This is a genomic window from Flavobacterium sp. GQ95 (genome assembly GCF_059758655.1).
In genome coordinates this window covers 52,162-74,207 of the sequence record NZ_JCAXEB010000015.1, presented here as the reverse complement: position 1 = coordinate 74,207, position 22,046 = coordinate 52,162, and the positions used below count along the sequence as shown (strand labels likewise).

Genomic DNA, 22,046 nt, shown 5'->3' with positions numbered 1-22,046 from the left:
ACATAAAAAAAATAGTTATGAAAAAACTTTTTAAACTTTTTATGATGGGAATGCTAATACCATTGCTGTCTTTATTTTCCTGTTCAGATGATTTTTTGGATGCACCATCTGAAAACCAATTAACCCCGGCCGACTTACCCGAAGGAGTTACCGCTTTTGACGGAATAGCTGAGAGTTTGTACTTTAAGCCGTGGTTTACCTTTAATGATAAATTCCTGATTGCAGTAGGAGATATGTATGCGGGAAACGCTTTTTCATTTGATGGTGCTTACGCGCAATTTAAGGATGCGCAGGTAACCTCCCAAAACCCAATACTGACAGAGGGATATGTTTCATTATTTTCTGTTGTCGATCAATCCAATAACCTAATGAGTTTAGTGGAAGAAAGAAAGAGCGAATTGCCTGAAGCATCATATAAAAATGCTATTGCAATATCCAGATTTATGAGAGCCAATGCTTATTTCTATCTCGTGAGAACTTTTGGAGCTGTACCTATTATTAGTAAAGCAGGTTCTGCGGCACAACCAAAAAGAAATCTCATTTCAGATGTTTATAAATTTATAAAACTGGATTTAGAATATGCTGTTCAAAATCTACCTGAAAGAGCAGCAAAAAAAGGGTATGTCACTAAATATGTCGCTATGGGTATTCTTGCAAAAGTGCATTTAACTTTAAATGAATATGCTGAAAGTTCCGCTTTAACCCAGAAAATTATTGGAAACCAATATACTTTAATTCAGGATTACGGAAACTTATTTAGCAGCCCTGAAAATAATAATAGTGCTGAGAGTATGTTTGCCTTACAATGGAAAGCGATTGCTACAGAATGGGGAACACAAAACACAAACCAGGCGTATATAGTTCCCGGAGGTACAGGAATAACAGGTGGTGGTGATGGTTGGGGAGTTTACCTGCCTTCTGTCTCACTACAAGCTGGATTTGAGCCAAAGGATACAAGAAAAAAGAACACGATTATGACTGATGGTGATTTTTATCCTGAGTTATTAAAAAATCAAGGAGGTTTCACATACAAAAAAATCCTTTCTTCTACAGGAGCTAATTTTAGAAAGTACATTGTAGGTTCTGCAGCCGAAAGAAACGATGTGTTTTTCATGAGAACATCACAAAACACAATTATATTAAGATATTCTGATGTTTTATTAATGCATGCCGAAGCGATTTTGGCCGGAGCAGGTTCGACTACTTCTGCAGCTGCTTTAAGCGCTTTTAATGAAGTGAGATCGAGAGCCGGATTACCAGCTAAAACGGTACTTACAAGGAATGATCTGTTTAATGAAAGAAGGATTGAATTTGCACTTGAAGGACAGTATTTCTTTGATTTAAAACGCCGTGGTCTGGCTGAAGCGACAGCAATTATTTCACAGCAGGAAGTTGGTTTTTATTCTGATGATGCCAGAACGGAATTGGTTTCCAGAAAAATAACTCCTGGAAGTAATTATTTTGAATTGCCATTACCACAATCTGCAATTGATACCAATCCATCATTATTAGAGGCTCCGGTTCCTTTTAACTTCAATTAATTTTTATACTATGATCAATAAAATAAAATATAGAATTATAATTCTTTTGGCACTGGCTTCTTTTACAGCTTGTCAAAATGATGATAATGTAGCTACTGCAAATATAGATGCAATGGTTGCTGAACCTGGAGATTTACTTAATCAGGCTTTTCCATTAAATAAAGTTAGAGTGGAAGGCCAGGGATTAACGGGACTAAAAAAAATTACGCTGGATAATAAAATTAATATCAGTTTCAATCCTAATTATAATTCAGATAGGGCGTTTATTTTTACTATTCCTTTTGATGAAAAACTAGGGAGCAGATTTGGAGTGCAACCCATTACATTTGTAACTGGTGCTGGCTCGTTTACAAAAAATATTGAGATATTACAACCAACCCCTACTATTGTAAAAACAATTCCGGCTGTAGCGACTCCAGGTTTCCCATTGGAAATTGAAGGTACCTGGTTTTATAATGTTTCTTCGATCACACTAGCAGGAAAGGCGGTTAGTTATTCTGTCAATTCATCTTCTTCAATCATTATCGGTTTACCGGCAAATGCCGTTTCCGGATCAGAGTTGGTAATCACAACACCGGGAGGTATGGCAAAAAAAACAATAGAGTTTGCCACATTAATTCTTGTATCTGATTTTGACGGAAATGGCACCAGAACCAGTTGGAGTGCATATGGTGATATCGATAGTTTTAACGCCAATACCACAGGCGGCCCAGCAGGAAGTTACGCAACACTTGCATGGTCTGGTTCAACAGCTAATGGCTATAATGGAAGCAGCGGTGGAGGCGGAACTAATTTTCTAAGTGCAACCAATACTGATGCAACCAAAACTTTTATAGATATTGATGTAAGTGCCAACGTAATTGGAGCTCAATTTGCCATACAATTAAATACGATTGAAGGGGTAAATTATGGATATAATTTTAAAGTAACCGATGTTAATTGGATTACCAAGACCATAAATTTAGCTGATTTTAAAGATAATTATGGGTTTGGTTCAAATTCAGCTGCTACGTTGGATGCTTCTAAAGTTAATGAAATCAAAGTAGGGATCGCTCAGGGAGACACCCCAAATCCTAGTGTAATTAAATTTGATAATATCAAGATTCGTTACCAATAATTGAGGGTTGTATGCTTTGATTAAAAAAAGAGGTTGTTGTTAAAAGCAGCCTCTTTATAAAAGTAAATCATACAATAAATAATAAAACAGAAACCATAAATAAGCATATTCTCTCTAACTAAGAGAATATTCTATAATACAAAACAGTATGAAAACTAAATTTTTACTAGTACTCACCAGCCTTTTCTTTTTTATAAGCGCCTGCTCTAAAGACGACAACGAAGTTGCTGATAATTTAGAAACTCCCGTAGCCAACGCACCAAAAGATGTGAACGACGTCGGTTTTAAAGCGAAATGGAATTATGTTTCCAATTCTAAAAGCTATCTTCTGGATGTTTCTACAACCGAAAATTTTGCAACGTTTGTACCTAACTACAATTCAAAAGAAGTTACTGATTTAAATGAAGTTGTAGTTGGTTTAATGGGAGGTACGCAATATTATTACAGAGTTAGAGCCAAATCAGAGACACAAATCTCCGATTATTCAAATGTTATTAGTGTGGTAACTACCGGATCAAGCAATATTCCTGAGGATCCTACTTTTTTAAAAGTAAAAGCCAATAAAGTAGCAAATCCATTTTTTGTCGGTATGGCAATAAAAGCTTCGCAGTTAACTACCGGAAGTCCTTATGATTTGATTCTAAAAAATGAATTTAGCAGTATTTCTGCCGAATACGAAATGAAAATGGATCAGATTTCTACTGCAAGTGGTGTTTATAACTGGACTACAGCGGATAAAATTGTGGCTTATGGAAATGCAAATGGTATCAATGTTCACGGTCATGCTTTAGTATGGCATAATTCGGTACCAACGTGGTTAAAAGATTTTTCTGGTACTGATGCTGAATTTGCGGCAGAAGTAAAAAAATACATTACTGATGTTGTTACCCATTATGCAGGAAAAGTAAAATCCTGGGATGTGGTAAATGAAGCAGTAGATGATAATGGCGGTAACATGAGAAATACTCTTTTCCTGAAACGAATGGGGCCAAATTATGTAAAAGATTGTTTTCAATGGGCAAGAAATGCTGCAAATGCTGCTGGTGATAAAAACTTAATATTGTTTTATAATGATTATGCAACTTCAACTAATATCGCAAAACAAGATAAAGTTTTTAGCATTGTCGATGATTTAAAAGCAAACAATATTATTGATGGCCTTGGTTTCCAAATGCATAATACATATTTAAGTCCAACCAAAACACAAATAGAAACTGATCTTAACAGAGCGGTGACAAAAGGGTTAAAAATTCACGTTTCGGAGTTAGATATACAAGTAAATCAATTTAATGACATTTCTACTTTTACAAATGAAAGGAGGTTAGCTCAAAAAGAGAAATACAAGGAAATGGTAAAAATTTATAATGCACTTCCCTCCGCAAATAAATACGCTTTAACGGTTTGGGGAATGAAGGACAATGAATCCTGGATTCCATATAGTACAGATCTGAACCACGTTGGAAATGACTGGCCTTTGCTGTATGATTCCAATTTTACAATTAAAAGTTCGCATACCGGATTCTTAGAAGGTTTAGATTAAATTTTAAAGCATAATACTTTACTATACTATTAATTAACCACAAAAAAATATGAAAAAATTAAATTTGTTATCATTAGTATTATCCTGTGTTTTAGGATTTGCATCCTGCTCAGATAGTACAACTCCTGTATTGGAAGAAGCACAATTAGCAAGTGTAAATAACTCTAAAAGTACAGGTAAAATAGCCGCTGCACCCTGGGTGAAACAATTTGAAGACACATTCAATGTCGGTTCTAATTTATCACAATGGACAAAAGAGCAAAGAGCGGATTATAATTCCTGGTATTGTGACTATAATAGTTCAGTACCAACTACGCAATTGAGGGACGGAAGACAATGTTTAGAAATCAAAACAACCAAATTGAGTACCTACAAATATCAATCTGGCTTCATTACTTCTCATTATCAGTACAAACCAGAAAACAATACAGAGTATATGCTTTCTGCTAATATTAAATTAATAGCGATGGAGGGCGGAACCTACAAATCTTTCTCAGATACTTACGGTGCATGGCCGGCCTTTTGGTCTGTACAGCAAAACGCATGGCCAACTAAGGGAGAAATCGATATTCTGGAAGGCTACTCTTTTGCCCCTAATGCAAGCCGTTATACTTCAAATATTTTTTATGGAACTACTTCCGGAACAAACCAACTCGGAAACTCTGCCGAAAGAAACTATCCAGGTAATTTTAATCTAAACGGAAATAACGGATGGCACTTATATGAATCCTTCTGGAAAATGAAAGACAATGTTGTAACAGTAACCATAAAGGTGGACAATGTAACTGTTGCAACATATACAAACAGTAGTGTGGCCAATCTAAATTTCAATAATTTTGGAACACATTCGATCATTTTCAATATGAATGTTGGATCTAAAGACTCTAATTTTATAGACCCTAATAAAATTAACTTATTTTCATCTGTAATGATGTGGGTAGATGATGTAACGGTTTACAAAAGACCTATCTAAAATTATATAGCAAAAAGAGGATAAGAGCTTGAAAGAAGGGTTCAAAAAATTATGAATATTTATAATTTATTAAACACAGATAGTTCGAATTTAGTTCTCACTCGCTACTAAAAACAAAGCTTCAGAGAAATCTGGAGCTTTTTCGTTTATTTAGCCTTATAAAACAATGTATGATTCAGATAGCAGGTGCGAAGTCGGCCACATTCGCACAGCTTTAATGAGAACTCAGGGGATTTAGTTAATCATTTCTTAATCCCTTAAAAAAGTCATCAGTATTAATATAAATTCGCTTTATCAACCCGCATAAAATAAGTTATGTTTTAAAAATGACTAATTACCATAATATCCCAAAACAAATCTTAAAAACAACTCTTATAGTAAAAAATTGATTTATACAACACTTTTAAATATTGCGATTTTCCAGGGAATAGTCTTAGGTTTAATTATTTTAAAGTCTTCCATATTCAATAGTAATTCAAATAAATATCTGGCATACTTACTATTTACACTTTCAATTATTTTACTGAATCATGTTTTTGAGATTGAAGAAGTATTTATTGCCTATCCTTTTCTACGCTTTATTGACCACATCGAGTGGGTATTTTTAATACCTGCCTTCCTATTCCTGTTTGTTATAAACCGGATTGACGATACTGTAAAAAGCAAACAAAAAAATTATCTGTGTCTAATTCCATTTGCTTATTCCGCTGTCCTTAATATTACACAAGATCTTGATCATGTTGCAGGAATTTATACTATTCCTGAGTCAGGCATTGATCTAATCAATATACTTGGTCTGATCCATCTTGCTTTAGCCGTCACATTCATCCCATTCCTACTATTTTACAGTTATTTTATGATAAGACATTTAAAAGATTCACAGGAAAAAAAATGGATAATTACTTTATTAACAATTATTTCTTCATTGGTATTTGCTTTTCTTATTACCGCTCTGGCAGGCTTATTTCTTCAATATGACATTTCTTCTACTATGAGCGTTCTGGCCTTATCTGCAACATTCATAATTCATTGGACAGCTTATATAGGCATTTACAAATACAAACTGGCCAAAGACAAAGATGCTGTTTACAATTTTCTCAATAATGATTTAGCTATTTCGTACAGCAATCTGCAAATTGTAGAAAATAGTACACCAGAAGAATATAGGGAATCTATCACGGCAGATAATCTTTATTTTCAAAAACTGGAACTTCTTTGCAAAGAGAAGCACATTTATACAGACAGTACATTAAACAGAGAAAAAATTGCTGAAAAATTAGGCATAAGCGCCGGATATGTTTCACAAATTATAAACACGATAACAGGAGACAATTTTGCCAATTACATCAATCAATATCGGGTTGAAGCTGTCAAGGAAATGATCTCAAATTCTGAATATGAAAACTATAATTTGTTGACGATGGGATTAGAATCTGGCTTTACTTCAAAAACGACTTTTTACAAAGCTTTTAAAAAAGTTACTGGTCAGACACCAAATGAATATAAAAATAGCAGCAAATAAGTACCAATTTATACAGTTTTAAGCTTTTGAAACCTTTTCTAATTTTTCTTAGGTGAATTTTGCATATAAATAATTAAAATCACTTTTTATGAAAAATTTTTTATTACTAGCTGTTGTTACAGTTTTAGGATTTGTAAATGTTAATGCCCAGAAAATTCAATTTGGTGCTAAAGGAGGTTTAAACTTTGCAACTATTAGTGGAGATAATGCCAAAGGTATTGATCTCGTAACATCATTTAATTTTGGTGTTTTATCAGAAATTCCGATTTCAGATAAATTTTCTTTTCAACCTGAATTAATGTATTCTGGTCAGGGATATAGTTTCAATGATAATACAATTGCCTTAAGTTATCTGAACGTTCCTTTAATGGGAAAATATTATGTAACAAAAGGATTGAGTGTTGAAGCCGGACCTCAAATAGGTTTTTTACTTGCTGCTAAAAATGAAAAGACAGATGTAAAAGATTCGTTTAATATTTTTGATTTTGGCGTTAATTTTGGCTTAGGCTATAAACTTGACAACGGGCTTAATTTTGGTGCAAGATATAATCTGGGACTAACTGATATTAATAATTTAGAGAATTCTTCCAGTAAAAATAAAAACAGCGTATTTCAAATATCTGTTGGTTATTTCTTTTTCTAAAACTTAGTGATTCCATCGCCTAGATAGACCAGGACTGCCTGCACTAGCGCTTTTCTCAATTTGATTTGTGCTAGCTTTACCTATTAAAGATTTTTTTTTAATAGGGTGGATCAAAAATTAAAAAAATTAAACTAAAAATCCTTATTCAAAAAAAGAATAAGGATTTTTTTATGCTTCTTACTAGTTTCTTGTCCTGAGATTATGCCATAAAATTTTGCTGTATGTATTGGAAAAATTGCCATAGCTTTTATGGCATAAAGGTATCAACTCCAAATACTATGTGCCACGATTTTGCCAAAACTTAAAACGTCAACTAAACAACAAAATTCAACTCTTACAATAACACCACAAATAACATTTTTTAATAAAAAATATCAGATAGATGAATAATTATCAGCTAAAAATTTTAAATTTAATTTTGATTATTAAAATGAATATTAATGATTACTAAGTACGAAAAATACTTTTTCATGCTTTATTGTTTCATTAAAAATTTACCTTGTAGAAAGTTACATTATTTAAAAGTCTAATTGGCACAGAAGCGAAATCAATAAGTAGAATGAATGATATAGTTAAGATTATACTAATTTGCCTGATTTTTTTAAGCTCTGCTATCGGCCAGACCAACGATTTGGTTTTTTCTCCAATCAACGTTTCAGATGGACTAAGTGATAATCAAATACGTTTTATTCTACAGCTTTCAGACGGAAGGATGGTTTTTAAAACCAGCGGTAATATAAATCTTTATGATGGAGAACACTTTAAGTATATCCACCATAATACACGTCATATTTATCCTCTTAAAGGTTATAATGGCTTCTATCGTATTTATCAGGGAAAAGATTCTCTGCTGTGGATAAAAGATACACACAAATTAATGTGTGTTGATCTTCGTACAGAAAAATACTTACCAGACCTTGATATTTATTTTAAGAAAAAAGGATTTAAAAAATCTGCTGAGGACCTTTTTCTGGATTCAGGCAAACAGCTGTGGTTTCTGTCTTCCGGCAGATTATGGAAATATAATTCTTCTGATTTTATAGATATAAAAGCGAATCATGGCCAATTGCAGGATCTGGATACTCAAAATAACATCTTATATCTATTCTTCAGCAGCGGTGAAGTGGTTTGTTATGATTTAAAAACAGGAAAGAAGCTATACAGCAGTTCCGCTTATCCTTCTTCGCAGCGTGATTTTTTTAATTTTACTTCGATGGTGGTAAAAGGGAAGAATGGTTTTTATCAATTACGCAACGGATCTAAAGGTGGTTTTTTCTTCTTTGATGCTCAAAAAAGAATTTGGAAAAAAATCCTTGAGACCCCCTATACTTTAAATACTCTTGCGGTTACTAAAGATGATATTGCCTATATCAGTTGTACTAATGGGATTTGGATAATTAACTGCCACAGCGAACAAAAACAATATTTTCCAACACTTAAAAAAGTAGATGGAAGTATTCTGAAGACCGAGGTAAGCACGCTTTTTTATGATAAACAAGGTGGCTTGTGGCTGGGGACTTTGAATCAGGGGCTCCTGTATTATCATCCTTCCCGTTACAAGTTCAAACATATTGGACGATCCGGTTTCCAGTCAGAGGAAAGGGGAGATGTTATGGTGCAGTCATTTGCAGAAGACAAAAATGGAAATATTTACATTAAAGCAGGTGCGGTTATTTATCATTATGTTTCCTCGCGTCAAAATGATAAATTGACCCTCATACAACCGTCGTCAGTACCATTGGAAATATTAAAAAAGCTCCATAATGCAAGTACTTTTACCGGAATCAATAACGAAACTGCATTTCTTAAGGATGTACGCGGCTGGGAATGGAGAGGAACGCAGGACGGGTTAAAACTTTTTTACCCTGAAGACAAAAAAGAAAGGATTTTTTATACAAAAGACGGGTTGTCCAATAATTTTGTACATGCTATAATAGAAGATCGTTATCATAATATTTGGATAACAACAAGTTATGGAATAACAAAACTGCAAATAGATACTGTAAACAAAAAAATTAGTTTCATTACTTTCGGTTCAGATGAAGGAACGTTACAGGGAGAGTATTCTAATGGAGCAGCATTTGAGGCTGTAGACGGAACATTATATTTTGGAGGCATTAACGGTTTTAATACATTAAAAACAAACCTTGTATCGTCGGAAAAACTACCTTTTAAACCCGTTTTTACAAATTTATTCTTAAAAGGAGAAAAAATCGTACCAGGTACCCGGTATGATGGGAGGATTATTATGCCTGTAGCAGCGCCATACACAAAAGAAATAGAACTTTCACATGATCAGAATTTCCTGACTTTCGAGTTCTCAGCATTAAACTATCAAAACCCTTCTCAAACTTATTACAGGTATCAGCTCAAGGGCATAGACAATGACTGGCGGGAAACGTCAACGGGAGGACGAAATAAAAACAGAAATGATGGTATTCTGACAACTTCCTACACTAATCTTCCTCATGGCACATATACATTTCTAGTGATGTCGTCAGGCAATAATCGAAAATGGAATGGTTTGGTTTCTGAGTTAAGGATTAGCATTAAGCCGCCATGGTGGAAAACTACTTCGGCATATGTAATATTTATACTGTTTTTCACAGCATTGATTGGTGCAGGAATTTATTCCTTTCTCTATTATAGCCGTAAAAAACTTGAACAAAATCACAGAGAGGACATCTTATTAGTTCGAATACGGAACCTAATAGAACAATGTCAATATCTGGAGACAGAAAAGGAGAATTATATTGCGCAAACAAAATTACAAACTGTACAATCCGGGGAAAGCAGGAATGAAAACAGGTCGGACGAAATGTTTTTAGCGAAAGCTTTAGAATTGGTAGAAAAAAATCTGGATGTACCTGACTATTCTGTTGAACATCTAAGCCGTGACCTTTGTATGGATCGGACAGGGCTTTATCGTAAATTAATTGTATTACTAGATAAACCGCCATCTTTGTTTATTCGAAGTATACGTCTGCAGAAAGCGGCAGGATTAATTCTTGAAGGCGAACTCACTATTTCAGAAATAACAGAAAAAGTAGGCTTCAGCAGCTCGAGCTATTTCAGTAAATGCTTCCAGGAAATGTACAGCTGCCGACCTTCTGAATACGCAGAAATGATTAAGAAATCAACATGATTGTTATTTGTTTCAACATGACTGCTATTTAAATTTGGCAGTTCCGGGATACTTTTGATGTTGTAGATAACAAAATATAAAACAACCATGAAATTTTCTAAAACAACCAGTTTTATGCTGACTCTTGCAGTCTTCATAACAGTAAATTTAAATGCCCAATCTATTGAAGAAACAAGACAGGGTGTAAAATTTGCGACACAGAATATGGATATTCAGATCGAATTCTATTCGAACAATATTGTGCGTGTGTTTAAAACTCCACAAGGATTTCCATACAATAAAAAAAGTCTTTCTGTAGTTAAATCTCCCGAAACGATATCGGTTAAATCTACACAAAAAGGAAATAAAACTTTATTAGAGAGCAGTTCCATCCAAGTTGAAGTTAACCCTGAAACGGGCGGTATAAGCTTCTACGACTCTAACGGAAAGCTCCTTCTTAAAGATAAGGATTTCGGAACGCAGTTCTCAGCTTTAGATGATGCCGGAACACCTTCTTACACCGTGCGGGAAGGTTTTTTACTAGATAGTGATGAAGCCGTTTATGGTGTAGGACAAATCATGGATAATAAATTCAGCCGCCGTAATTCCTCCCATCATATGCAGAATGAAAACATGTCGACGTATTCACCTTATTTTATGTCAGTGAAAGGCTATGCTGTTTTCTGGGATAATTATTCAATTTCTAAGTTCAACGATAATGCGCAGGAACTTTCTTTTGAAGGTCTGGGCCATTGTGCAGATTATTATTTTATGTATGGTAAAAACGCAGACGGTGTTATAGCACAAGTTCGTGATCTTACTGGTAAAGCACCGATGCTTCCTTTATGGGCTTATGGTTTTTTTCAAAGTAAGGAACGTTATCACACAGAAGATGAGAGCCTGGACGTTTTAAAAAAATACCGAGATCTCAAAATACCCATAGATGTGGTTATCCAGGATTGGAGATACTGGCCTGAATTCAACAAGAGTGACAGTTTATGGAATTCACAAAGTTTTGACAGGCAGAGATTTCCAAATCCGAAGAAATGGGCCGACGAAATTCACAAGCTGAATGCAAAATTATTAATTGTAACCTGGCCTGGATTTGGTCCCAAAACAGAGCAGCGTAAGGAATTTGACAGTAAAAAAATGATTATCAATTTTGATACCTGGCCGCCAGACAGCGGTGCAAGACCTTATGATGTATATAACCCGGAAGCTTTGGATATTTATTGGCGTTATCTCAACAAAGGCATCTTCAGCTATATTGGAAACGATGGCTGGTGGCTTGATTCGACAGAGCCTGACCACATCAACCGAAAGGACTCAGATTATAATCTTCCAACCCATCTGGGCAGTTATAGAAGTGTAAAGAATGCATACAGTCTTTTACACAATCGCGGTATTGCGGTTAACCAGCGTAAAGTCAACGACTATAAAAGAGCTGTTATATTAACGCGTTCGGGATTTATAGGACAGCAGCTTTACGGTTCCAATACATGGAGCGGAGACGTAGTTTCTTCTTGGGACATGCTGGAGAAGCAAATTCCCGCAGCATTGAATTATACTCTGATGGGAATTCCGAACTGGAATAGCGATATTGGCGGATTCTTTGCAGGAGGTTGGAAAAAAGATGGTGGAAATAAAAATCCTGAATTTCAGGAATTGTATGTTCGCTGGATGCAGTTCGGTGCTTTTTGTCCAATGATGCGTTCTCACGGAACTGATCTTCCACGCGAAATATGGAATTTTGGTGAGCGGGGGACATGGTGTTTTGATGCTCAGGAAAAAGCAATTAATCTGCGTTACAGCCTGCTTCCTTACATTTACAGCACATCCTGGGATGTCAGCAATAACAATGGGACATTTATGCGTCCACTCATTATGGATTTTGTATCTGATAAAAAAACACACAATATCGGCAGTGAGTATTTGTTTGGGCGTTCAATTCTTGTGGCACCTGTAACTAAATACGGGGTAAAAGAATGGTCTGTATATCTGCCATTCGGCAGCGATTGGTACAATTTTTGGACTAATGCATATGTCAAGGGTGGACAAACAATTGTATCTGAATCAGCTGTTGATGAAATTCCACTTTATATCAAAGCAGGTGCAATTCTTCCTTTTGGGCCTAAGGTTCAATATACCACTGAAAAAAAATGGGATGAACTTGAAATACGTATCTATCCTGGTGCCAATGGTGAATTTATATTATATGAAGATGAAAATGATAATTACAATTATGAGAAAAATATGTATTCAATTATCAAATTCAAATGGGATGATAAAACACGAATGCTTACTATAGAAAACAGAGAAGGCGCTTTTCCGGGAATGTTAAAATCGCGTATTTTCAAAATTATTGTTGCTGGTGCTAATAGAGTAGTAGGTGATAGCTCAGGCGAGCCGGTTAAAAATATTTCCTATAATGGAAAAAAAATAGTGCTGAAACTTTAGTCAATCATGTGTCATCGGTATAGTACCATAAAATATGTTTAAAAGAGCCGGTTAATAGTTTCAAATCTTCCGATAAAAGGTTTTTATTTGCTCCCTTTCCACATTCAAACCCCTCTATTTTAAGGGGTTTTTTCATATTTTTTATCTTTATATTATAATGACAAACACTACTTTTTCCAACTTCTTCACAAGAAAACATAAGTATGAAAATAGAGCAAATAATATTTGAATAAAAATCTATTGCGCTTGAATTAAGGATGTTTTTTCAAACCCTCATAAAAAAGTATTTTGTATGGGCAACGGTAGCGATTGGACGTCTCAAATCATTATTGTTTTAAAATATAAGAATTATCCCTGAAATACATAAAAACAATAACAACATCTTTTTAAACATCTCCTCATTAATTTTCATAAAAGTTCGTTTTCCAAAAAATTGAGCAGAAAGAAAAACAGGAAACACAAACAATGTCATTTTTAAATGACTGAAATTTAAAGCTCCGCTTAAAAATAGAGCTGGGACTCTTGTTAAAGTAACAAGTCCCATTACGCCTATCATTGTGGCTCTAAACTTTCTAAAATCTGTAACAGTATTTTCAACACATATAACATGAAGAGGACCTCCTGTAGAAAATAGACCCGAAAAAAAACCAGCCATAATTCCAAAGCTATAGAAACCTATCTTGTTTAATTCAATTTTCTTTTTACCATAAAAAATATATGCCACATATAATAAAATAAAAACCCCAAGACCTTTTTTTAGTATAATAGGCTTTGAAAAGGTAAGAACTAAGATTCCTAAAATAACCCCGATTATGCACGTGACAGCAAGTTTTAAAATTATTTTTTTATCTATATCCTGCCATTCTTTTATAATTAAGAAAAAACTTGAAAACAAATAAAAAATTGAAATGTATGCAACTGCATCTGGTAATGGCATGCCTAAAAGTAAAACAGGAAGAGCTATTAAAGCTCCTGCAAATCCAATTACAGTTTGCACATAAAATCCTGCAAATATTCCAATTGCCAGTAAAAAAAAGACGTGTAAATTCATGTAAAAAAACAATATTTATTCATCTTAAAATTAAAGCGAATTGAATTAGTACAGAAATTGATTCTATGGATATTTTGCTGTTTTTTTGAATAAAAAATGTATTTTTGATCAATAAACATCGAATCAATGGTTAACGATATAGATATTCAAATAATAAATATACTTAAGAAGGATTCACGATCTTCATTTGCAGAAATAGGAAGAAAAATAGCTCTCTCTCCATCTTCTGTTCGCGAACGTATTGAGAAATTAAAAGATATAGGAGTTATTAAATCTTTTGACATTCAGCTAAACCATGCGATGATGGGGAATGGGCTTGAAGTTTTTATATTGTTAAAAATATTTGACAATAAGCTTAAATATATACTGTCAGAAATCACTACGTACCCTGAGGTACAGCAAGTTTTTAGAATTACTGGTCCATATAATATACATATGCGGGTGGTGCTTCGCGACCAATTACATCTTCAACAATTTATAGACAAGCTCATTTCATATGGAAGCCCGACTACTTACCTCATTCTTTCTGAATTAAAAAATCATGATGTGTCTTCGTAATTGTCGTGGTTATTTATTGTAATTCTGGCTTTTTGTGACAAAAACGAGGTAATTCAAAAAACAAAAAATTATTGCGTCAAGCCATTCTTTGTAGGCGCTACCAGTTTTCGCCTATGGGTGTCAAATAATCCGATCTTCATTTCTGTATCTGAACATGTTTTTCCTTCACTGTTGGTAATCCAGTTTAATACTACCAATTCGTGAATTATATTCGCCTGTTTGAGAATGAATGGTTATTTTTTTTCGCAGATGTAATTCTGGAGATAAATCTTAGATTTATCTCCAGAATTACAGGACCAAGTCTTGTTTCTTTTATTTAGTTGTACATTCGAACCCTAATTCGGAGGACATTAATTTTACTAGTTTTTTAATTTTTTAAAGCTTTTGTGCCACGATATTGCCACAAAGATTTTGTTCGATTTTATAAATATTGAAAAGCGGTATAAAAGAAAAAACCCTGAAAATCGTTTGATTTGCAGGGTTTACCGCTCTTTTTGTCCTTTTTTGAAAACTTTGAAACGTTTCCTTTTTAGCCTTCAGCGGAGAAAGAGGGATTCGAACCTTAAGCCCGCAGCCCGCTTGTATACTGCATTTCTAATATTTTTTTTACTGCTGCGCCATGAATGTGCCACAAATTTCAAACTGTCAAATTTTAAAGATGTAACTTGCTGTTTATTAGCGATTTATAACTCTTAATTAATTGCATGGTAAAAATACAAATTTTTATGACATCACTAACAAAACATTTTTTAGTTATTTTTATGTGATATGAAGGAATTGAAGATTAACTTTTTGTTGCACTATTTATATCAACTCCAATTTTATGCTAAGATGCAACTATTTTTAAGATGTACTGGTCACCTTCTTTGAAGGCATTACTCTGCTCCAGAACATTTTTGATTTCCTCTGAACTGATGCCGGAAATAGAACTGCTGAAAAGCTGAGCTCGTTGTAGCATTCTAATGTAAGTGTCAGGTTCTGATCTTCTGGTAAGCTGTCGCAGACCACCTAAGTAATCTTCCCTGAAAACAGTGGGAATTATGATTTTTGACTGCCCTGAGTGGACTAGTTCAGCGTTCATCATTATTCTGGCAATTCTTCCATTGCCATCTAAAAAAGGATGGATTTCACTAATCATAAACATCATATAAGCAGCTTTTGCAAATGGATGCGACAAGGCACGATAGAAATTGAACGCCTCATTAAGCGTGCCTAGGACTAGATTAAAATCTACAAAAGCTGTATCTCCAGCATAATTGTTTTTGTCTTTAAGGATCCCAGGACTTTTATCCTTTCTCGCACTCATAAGTATTTTGTGGCGGTACTTCAGTATATCAATAAGTTCTAGTGCGTTGGCAGGAACAATGGACATTTCTTTATGATTACTTACAATTTGAAATGTGCCTAAGACATCGTGTGAATCTTCATTTCTTGCCGGAAATGGCTTTTGTGTTGTGATTATCTTACGTGCATCCTCTACATCAAATCTTGTCCCTTCAATAAAATTAGAAAAATAAGCTTCATAAAATGCAAAATTTCTAAATTGTTCAGGATCTAAATTTTTATCGGGAATATCAGCAAAAATTCTCTGCTGCAATTTGATAAAAAGTTTTTCAAACAGCTGAATTCTTGAGGAATCATAAGGGTTTCCAAATGCCCTGGCCTGTGCAAGAGGCGAAGTAAGGATACTGGAGGTATGAGTAGTAAGGAGTGCACCTATTATTGTATTTAATCTGCCGTATTCCTTTTGGAGATTTAATTCTTCACTTATTTCCCTGGCTTTATCTCTCAACTCGTTGAGTCCTTTTTCACCTTGTATCCTTATGATTTGTTCCAGTTTTTCCTCTACTTCTTTTTTTTCTAGTGTTTTCGAGTTTACTCCTAATTTTCTAGAGTCTTGTAAGTTTTCTAAGAAGGCCCTTTCTCTTTGGGAAACAAATAAGCCATTGCTTAATTCATTATCTCCCGGCAATGGGCCATGTCCTTTTGCTATAATTAAGTTAATACCTGGAAGCGATGCCTTACGATCGTAAGTATAAGTTAAAAAAACTTCCCCTTTTGCTGTCGGCGTAAATTCTAAAGCGGAGCGATGGCTTAATAAAATACCAGGATAGAGGTGTCCCACTATTTTATAAAGATTTCTTCTAATTATCTCAGAAGCATTGTAATCAAAATTTGAAGTGTATATTTTTGGAGCAATTTTTCGAAGTTGTCCTTCTTTCACTAATTTAGAGATAGCTCTGCTGACTTCGGGATCCTTAGATGAAAAAATTATTTCCTGTAAATACAGTGGTGTCGTTTTATCCATAGCACAAATATTTACAGCTAAATTACAATTATTTACGTCTATTTACAAATTTTTCCATTTATAAGGTACTTATTTTACAAATTTTTAAGGATATAGATTGGTTTTTACAAGTTTTTAAAGCTAACCAGCGCTAAATTGGCTAGTATACACAAATTTTTCCATTTATAAGGTGCTTATTTTACAAATTTTTAAAGATATAGATTGGTTTTTACAAGTTTTTAAAGCCAACCACACTAAATTAGCTAGTGCACACAAATTTTTCTATTTATAAAGTACAAATTTTTACAAAAATTAAAGTTATAAAGTGAATAAAGATTATAATGGCTTACTTTGATATGTCTTCCTGTAATTTATTGTTCATTATTATATTTCGTTCATTTTAAATGAACATTCACATATAATGAACAAAACAACACAGACACCTCTTGGATTTTATTGTGATTCTCTAAATTGTATTACAATAAATTAATTTTGTAAAGTAGTCATATCGCTGAGGTAAGTATACAATAAAACATTTATTTATTAAATTATCTATAATAGGAATTGGTGCAGAACGCACCAATTCCTATTATAGAATATGTGGATATGATAAAGTAAAATAGAGACTAAAAAAAGAGAATTATCTTGAACTTTTTTCTTGTTCATTTTAAATGAACAGTCAGACATAATGAATAACATCGGATATCATATTATATAATTTGCATGCAAGGCTAATTTTAGTACAACACGTAAGGCTAGTTTAATACATCAAACAGCACTGATTGAGATAGCACAAAAGGGCTTATTCTTGTGCATTGAAACGTCTGCAAAAAGGAAAACCAATGGAGGATTATAATCCACTAACCGGATACTTATTACCCGCAAGACAAAATTTAAATCAGATAAGATTATTTCTTATAGTTTTATTAAAAACAAATAAAGCTTCAGAGAAATTTGAAGCTTTGTTTCGATAACGAGACTCGAACCTATTATCGAAAAAAAATAAGTCAATAAAAACAGCGTTATCAAGTTTCGAATCTAAACTTCTTATAGTCTTATTTTACTGATTTTCTATTTTTCAAAAACACCATATGCCACGATTCTGCCACAAAACTTAGACTTGTGAAATATTCCTAAAAACCGCCTTAACTTTTTATGGCAAAAATGGTATCCACTCCAAACGTCATGTGCCACGATTTTGCCACAAAACTTAAAGTACTTAAAATTTTAAAATCTTCTTTTATAAAATTCTTTTGACTCATTGGAACTGACTTTTATGTGGTGCGGAATCACCGTTCTGCAAAAGACATGTTAGCAGCTATGCTTAAAAATTTGATAAAAGAAGATTTTGATCAGATCGCCTAAATTAATCCAAAGCAGTTCTAAAAAAAAAACATAATCAAGCGATTGCTTTTTTATTGAAAATAATGTAGTTTTTTAACAAAAAATAAGAATTTTGTCATATTTTTACAATTCCAAATGTAGTATTTTTAGTGTAGTTTTAATACAATAGCATGAATAACGTACAAACAATTGCTAAGAAAACCAATCCTAAAATATTGGAAAAAGAAAACTATTTTAAGTCGCTCTTAATTTTTGTTTTTTTAAAATAGATTTCAAAAATAATTATAATCCTCATTTTTATAATTGTAAAGTTTTCAGAAATACTTTATACACCTTTTTTGCTTTTCTATTCAAGATTAAAATAAGTAACAAATATAAAAATTATGAAAAACGATTTATTGACAAACAGAATGTTCTTTCGACTCAAAAAAGCAACCTTTCCTTTATTTATTGTAGTTGTTATTTTGACTGATGTTAGTGTAAACGCTGCTGAGTATTCAGACAGCAAAAAAAACAGAAATTCAACTTTTTTTAAAAACAAAGAAATTGATCTTGTAAAAGGAAAAGTTACCGACGAAACTGGTGCTTCCTTACCTGGTGTTAGCATTTTGGTAGTTGGTACCAAAAAAGGAGCCGTAACCGATATTGACGGAAATTATGTTATTGAAGCCAAAATTGGTGATGTTCTGCAATTTTCGTATGTAGGTTTAGAAACAAAAACCGTAACTGTCACCGAAGCTGTTGTAAATATTACATTATCGGGAGGAAGTGGTGAAACGCTGCAAGACGTAGTTGTTATTGGCTCGCGTAATCCTACCAGAACAGTAACAGAATCAGCCGTTCCTATAGATGTAATTGCAATGAAAGATATTGCTACGCAAGGCGCACAAACCAATTTAAATCAGATTTTGAATATGGTGGCGCCCTCGTTTACTTCCAATACCCAAACTGTAGCTGATGGAACTGACCATCTTGACCCTGCGCAATTAAGAGGTTTAGGTCCTGATCAGGTATTGGTTTTATTAAATGGAAAAAGAAGACATACCTCATCATTGGTAAACATTAACGGGACACCGGGAAGAGGATCCGTAGGGACAGATCTGAATGCTATTCCGTCTTTTGCCCTTGATAAAATTGAAGTTTTAAGGGATGGAGCTTCCGCTCAATATGGATCAGATGCGATTGCAGGCGTGATCAATCTTAATATAAAAAAAGACACTAAAAAACTCGATATCAATCTCTTTTCAGGAAGTAATTTTTCGAGAAATGCGAACGATCACAGAGGCGGTAATGACGGTAACCATTATCAATTGGATCTAAACTATGGTACAAATTTAGGTAAAGAAAAAAGCTTTATTAACTTAACAGGAAGCTTACAATTACGCGATGCAACAAGCAGGGCTAATGATGCAACAGGTACAATTTACAATGCCTATAACGCTATTGAACAAAGAGCTTCCGAAGACGGAATTAATATCAATTCTCTTTTTGGAAATATTTCTAACACACCCAATTCTACTCAAATCATCAATACAATAAAAGGATATGCGCCGCAAGTAAGCTACTTTACAGGGGCACAACAAACTGCGATCAGCAATGCGACCAGTATTGCGCAATTGCAAACCGCTTTAAACTTTGATGCCACCGATGGAGAACTGGCGTATAGAAATCTTGAAAGAAAGAATTTTAATATGAGAATCGGTCAGTCTTCGTTTGAAAGTGTTCAGTTCTTTTTGAATGCTGCTTATCCTATAAATGACAAATTGGAAGTTTATGTATTTGGAGGAACCAGTTACAGAGAAGGTGAATCTGCCGGCTTTTACAGAAGACCTAATCAATCCAGATCGTACACAGGCTTGTATTTAGATGGTTTTTTACCTGAAATTCATTCGACAATAAATGATCTTTCTGCGGCAGCAGGGCTAAGAGGAACCATTTTCAAAGATTGGAATTTTGATTTGAGTAATACGTATGGTCGAAATGCCTTTGATTATAATATAGAAAACACCGTAAATGCAACCTTAAGAGAGGACTCTCCTGATGAATTTGATGCCGGAGGTTTGCGTTTTACCCAAAACACTACGAATTTTGATATGAATAAAAAATTCGGCACACTAAACGTTGCTTTTGGTGCTGAATACCGTTATGAAACATACGGAATTAATGCCGGAGTTCCTGATTCTTATAGTCAATATGATATAAATGGAAATGTCGTTACAGGAACAACTCCAGCCAATATTCGGGTTACTGACTTCTTTGGCGCTGCAAGGCCTGGAGGAGCTCAGGTTTTTCCGGGATACAGAGCAGAAAATGCAAAAGAAGAAAACAGAAACAGTTATGCTTTTTACACAGATTTAGAATGGGATATTACCGATAAGTGGTTATTGAATGGCGCTGTTCGTTTTGAAAATTATTCTGATTTTGGAAATACAACCAATTATAAAATAGCAACTCGTTATAAATTAACAGACAATATCAATTTACGTGGTGCTTTTTCAACTGGATTTAGAGCGCCGTCTTTACACCAAATTTATTACGAATCAACAGCTACGCAATTTACAGGAGGCGTTCCTTTTGAAGTAGGAACTTTCAGTAATGATTCTAAAATTGCCGAACTTCTAGGAATTCCTAAACTGAAACAGGAAGAATCTACCAGTTACAGCGCCGGATTTACGGCTAAAATTCCTTCTGCGAATATTACCATAACTGCCGATGCTTATTACATAAAAATAGACGACAGAGTTGTACTTACAGATCAATTTACTCCAACACCAGTTACGCAGCCTTTATATGATCAGGCGGGTGCGAATGCGGCAACTTTCTTTGCCAATGCCATCGATACCGAATCAAAAGGAATTGATGTTGTGATTACCAACAAGCTTAACTTAAATGAAAATATGACTCTGAAAAATGATTTATCAGGAACTTTTTCGAAGACCCGTCAGGTAGGCCAAATTCATGCCTCACCAGTCCTTGAAGCTGCAGGTCAGGTAAATACTTATTTTTCTGAATCATCCAGAATTTATTTGGAAGAAGCGATCCCAAGAGTAAAAGTAAACCTGACCAACAATCTTACTTATAAAAAATTAGATTTCTTTTTGAGAAATGTTTATTTTGGAGAAGTTACAGATCCAAACGTCGCGGATGTAAATGGTGATGGTTTTGTAGGCGCGACTATTGTAAATGGCAAAGCCGTAGAAAATGAGCATCCTGTTTGGGGAGGTAAAATTATTACTGATTTTTCTGTTGGTTTTAAAATTTCTGCTATTACCAAAGTCGTAATTGGTGCCAATAATATTCTTGACATTTATCCGGACAAAAATTTAGGGCCACAAACGGCAAGAAGAGCTACTGGTGTTGATGCAGGTGGAAATGTCACGTATGCCCCGGCCGCAACTGCTATCGACTTATCCAATCAAAATCAATTTGTATATTCCAGAAATGTATCTCAATTTGGTCAAAACGGACGCTTTGTTTTTGCAAGATTAAGTTTTAGTTTCTAAATTTTGTAATTCATTTACTAAGAGAGACCGTCAGCATTCAATTGCTGACGTTTTTTTTATACATTTTCGTCAAAAAAAATCAAACTTATATCTTTGTAATCAGAACTGTTATTCAACAAAATGGTTTGCAAGTAAGCAGAAATTTGCAATGTTAGGCTAATCATGAGATAGATTTGTAACACAGATAACGCTTTGAAAGATCCTGATTTAGTTAGTCAGGCCATTTTGAATTTTATAAAATAGTTAGTGAAGCAACGATATTTTGATAACATCAAGGTAAAGGCGTCTTCTATTGGCGTTATTAAAGTTTCGAACCTAAGCTTTTTACATCTTGGTTTTGCTGGATTCTTAATTATTAAAATACCTATGTGCCACGATTGTGCCAC

General features: G+C 34.1%; 12 protein-coding genes. 10 read left to right on the top strand and 2 right to left on the bottom strand.

The window, feature by feature from the left end; genetic code table 11:
* Positions 1 to 17 precede the first annotated feature (17 nt).
* The 8 genes from AC6CH4_RS22595 to AC6CH4_RS22560 all read left to right on the top strand — a co-directional run bounded on the left by AC6CH4_RS22595 (position 18) and on the right by AC6CH4_RS22560 (position 12,917).
* A complete protein-coding gene (locus AC6CH4_RS22595; protein ID WP_498107015.1) occupies positions 18 to 1,541 on the top strand; it encodes a RagB/SusD family nutrient uptake outer membrane protein in 1,524 nt (507 codons plus the stop codon).
* 10 nt (positions 1,542 to 1,551) lie between these two features.
* Positions 1,552 to 2,658: a hypothetical protein gene (locus tag AC6CH4_RS22590; protein ID WP_498107013.1), complete on the top strand. Its 1,107-nt coding sequence runs from the start codon at positions 1,552 to 1,554 to the stop codon at positions 2,656 to 2,658.
* A 148-nt stretch (positions 2,659 to 2,806) separates the two neighbouring features.
* Positions 2,807 to 4,198, top strand: coding sequence for an endo-1,4-beta-xylanase (locus AC6CH4_RS22585; protein WP_498107011.1), 1,392 nt, complete (start codon positions 2,807 to 2,809; stop codon positions 4,196 to 4,198).
* Between the two features lie 49 nt (positions 4,199 to 4,247).
* Positions 4,248 to 5,171, top strand: a complete 924-nt coding sequence (locus AC6CH4_RS22580; RefSeq protein WP_498107009.1) for a glycoside hydrolase family 16 protein — start codon at positions 4,248 to 4,250, stop codon at positions 5,169 to 5,171.
* 856 nt (positions 5,172 to 6,027) lie between these two features.
* A complete protein-coding gene (locus AC6CH4_RS22575; RefSeq protein WP_498107007.1) occupies positions 6,028 to 6,693 on the top strand; it encodes a helix-turn-helix domain-containing protein in 666 nt (221 codons plus the stop codon).
* A gap of 88 nt (positions 6,694 to 6,781) precedes the next feature.
* Complete coding sequence (locus AC6CH4_RS22570) at positions 6,782 to 7,336, top strand: porin family protein (RefSeq protein ID WP_498107005.1); 555 nt, start codon at positions 6,782 to 6,784, stop codon at positions 7,334 to 7,336.
* 559 nt (positions 7,337 to 7,895) lie between these two features.
* Positions 7,896 to 10,481 (top strand): two-component regulator propeller domain-containing protein, encoded by a 2,586-nt coding sequence (locus tag AC6CH4_RS22565; RefSeq protein WP_498107003.1) that lies wholly within the window; start codon positions 7,896 to 7,898, stop codon positions 10,479 to 10,481.
* A gap of 87 nt (positions 10,482 to 10,568) precedes the next feature.
* Entirely contained in the window at positions 10,569 to 12,917 is a 2,349-nt protein-coding gene (locus AC6CH4_RS22560) for a glycoside hydrolase family 31 protein (protein ID WP_498107001.1), read from the top strand.
* 334 nt (positions 12,918 to 13,251) lie between these two features.
* Here the strand turns inward: AC6CH4_RS22560 and AC6CH4_RS22555 are convergent, their stop codons facing one another.
* Positions 13,252 to 13,968: a sulfite exporter TauE/SafE family protein gene (locus AC6CH4_RS22555; RefSeq protein WP_498106999.1), complete on the bottom strand. Its 717-nt coding sequence runs from the start codon at positions 13,966 to 13,968 to the stop codon at positions 13,252 to 13,254.
* 126 nt (positions 13,969 to 14,094) lie between these two features.
* On the opposite strand from AC6CH4_RS22555, the gene AC6CH4_RS22550 reads away from it, so the two are divergent.
* Positions 14,095 to 14,526, top strand: coding sequence for an Lrp/AsnC family transcriptional regulator (locus tag AC6CH4_RS22550; RefSeq protein WP_498106997.1), 432 nt, complete (start codon positions 14,095 to 14,097; stop codon positions 14,524 to 14,526).
* Positions 14,527 to 15,352: 826 nt separating this feature from the next.
* Here the strand turns inward: AC6CH4_RS22550 and AC6CH4_RS22545 are convergent.
* Positions 15,353 to 16,834 carry a Fic family protein gene (locus AC6CH4_RS22545; RefSeq protein ID WP_498106995.1) on the bottom strand — a complete coding sequence of 494 codons (1,482 nt, stop codon included), beginning with the start codon at positions 16,832 to 16,834 and terminating at the stop codon, positions 15,353 to 15,355.
* 1,706 nt (positions 16,835 to 18,540) lie between these two features.
* Here AC6CH4_RS22545 and AC6CH4_RS22540 point away from each other — a divergent pair.
* Positions 18,541 to 21,660, top strand: a complete 3,120-nt coding sequence (locus AC6CH4_RS22540) for a TonB-dependent receptor (RefSeq protein WP_498106993.1) — start codon at positions 18,541 to 18,543, stop codon at positions 21,658 to 21,660.
* Positions 21,661 to 22,046: the final 386 nt, after the last annotated feature.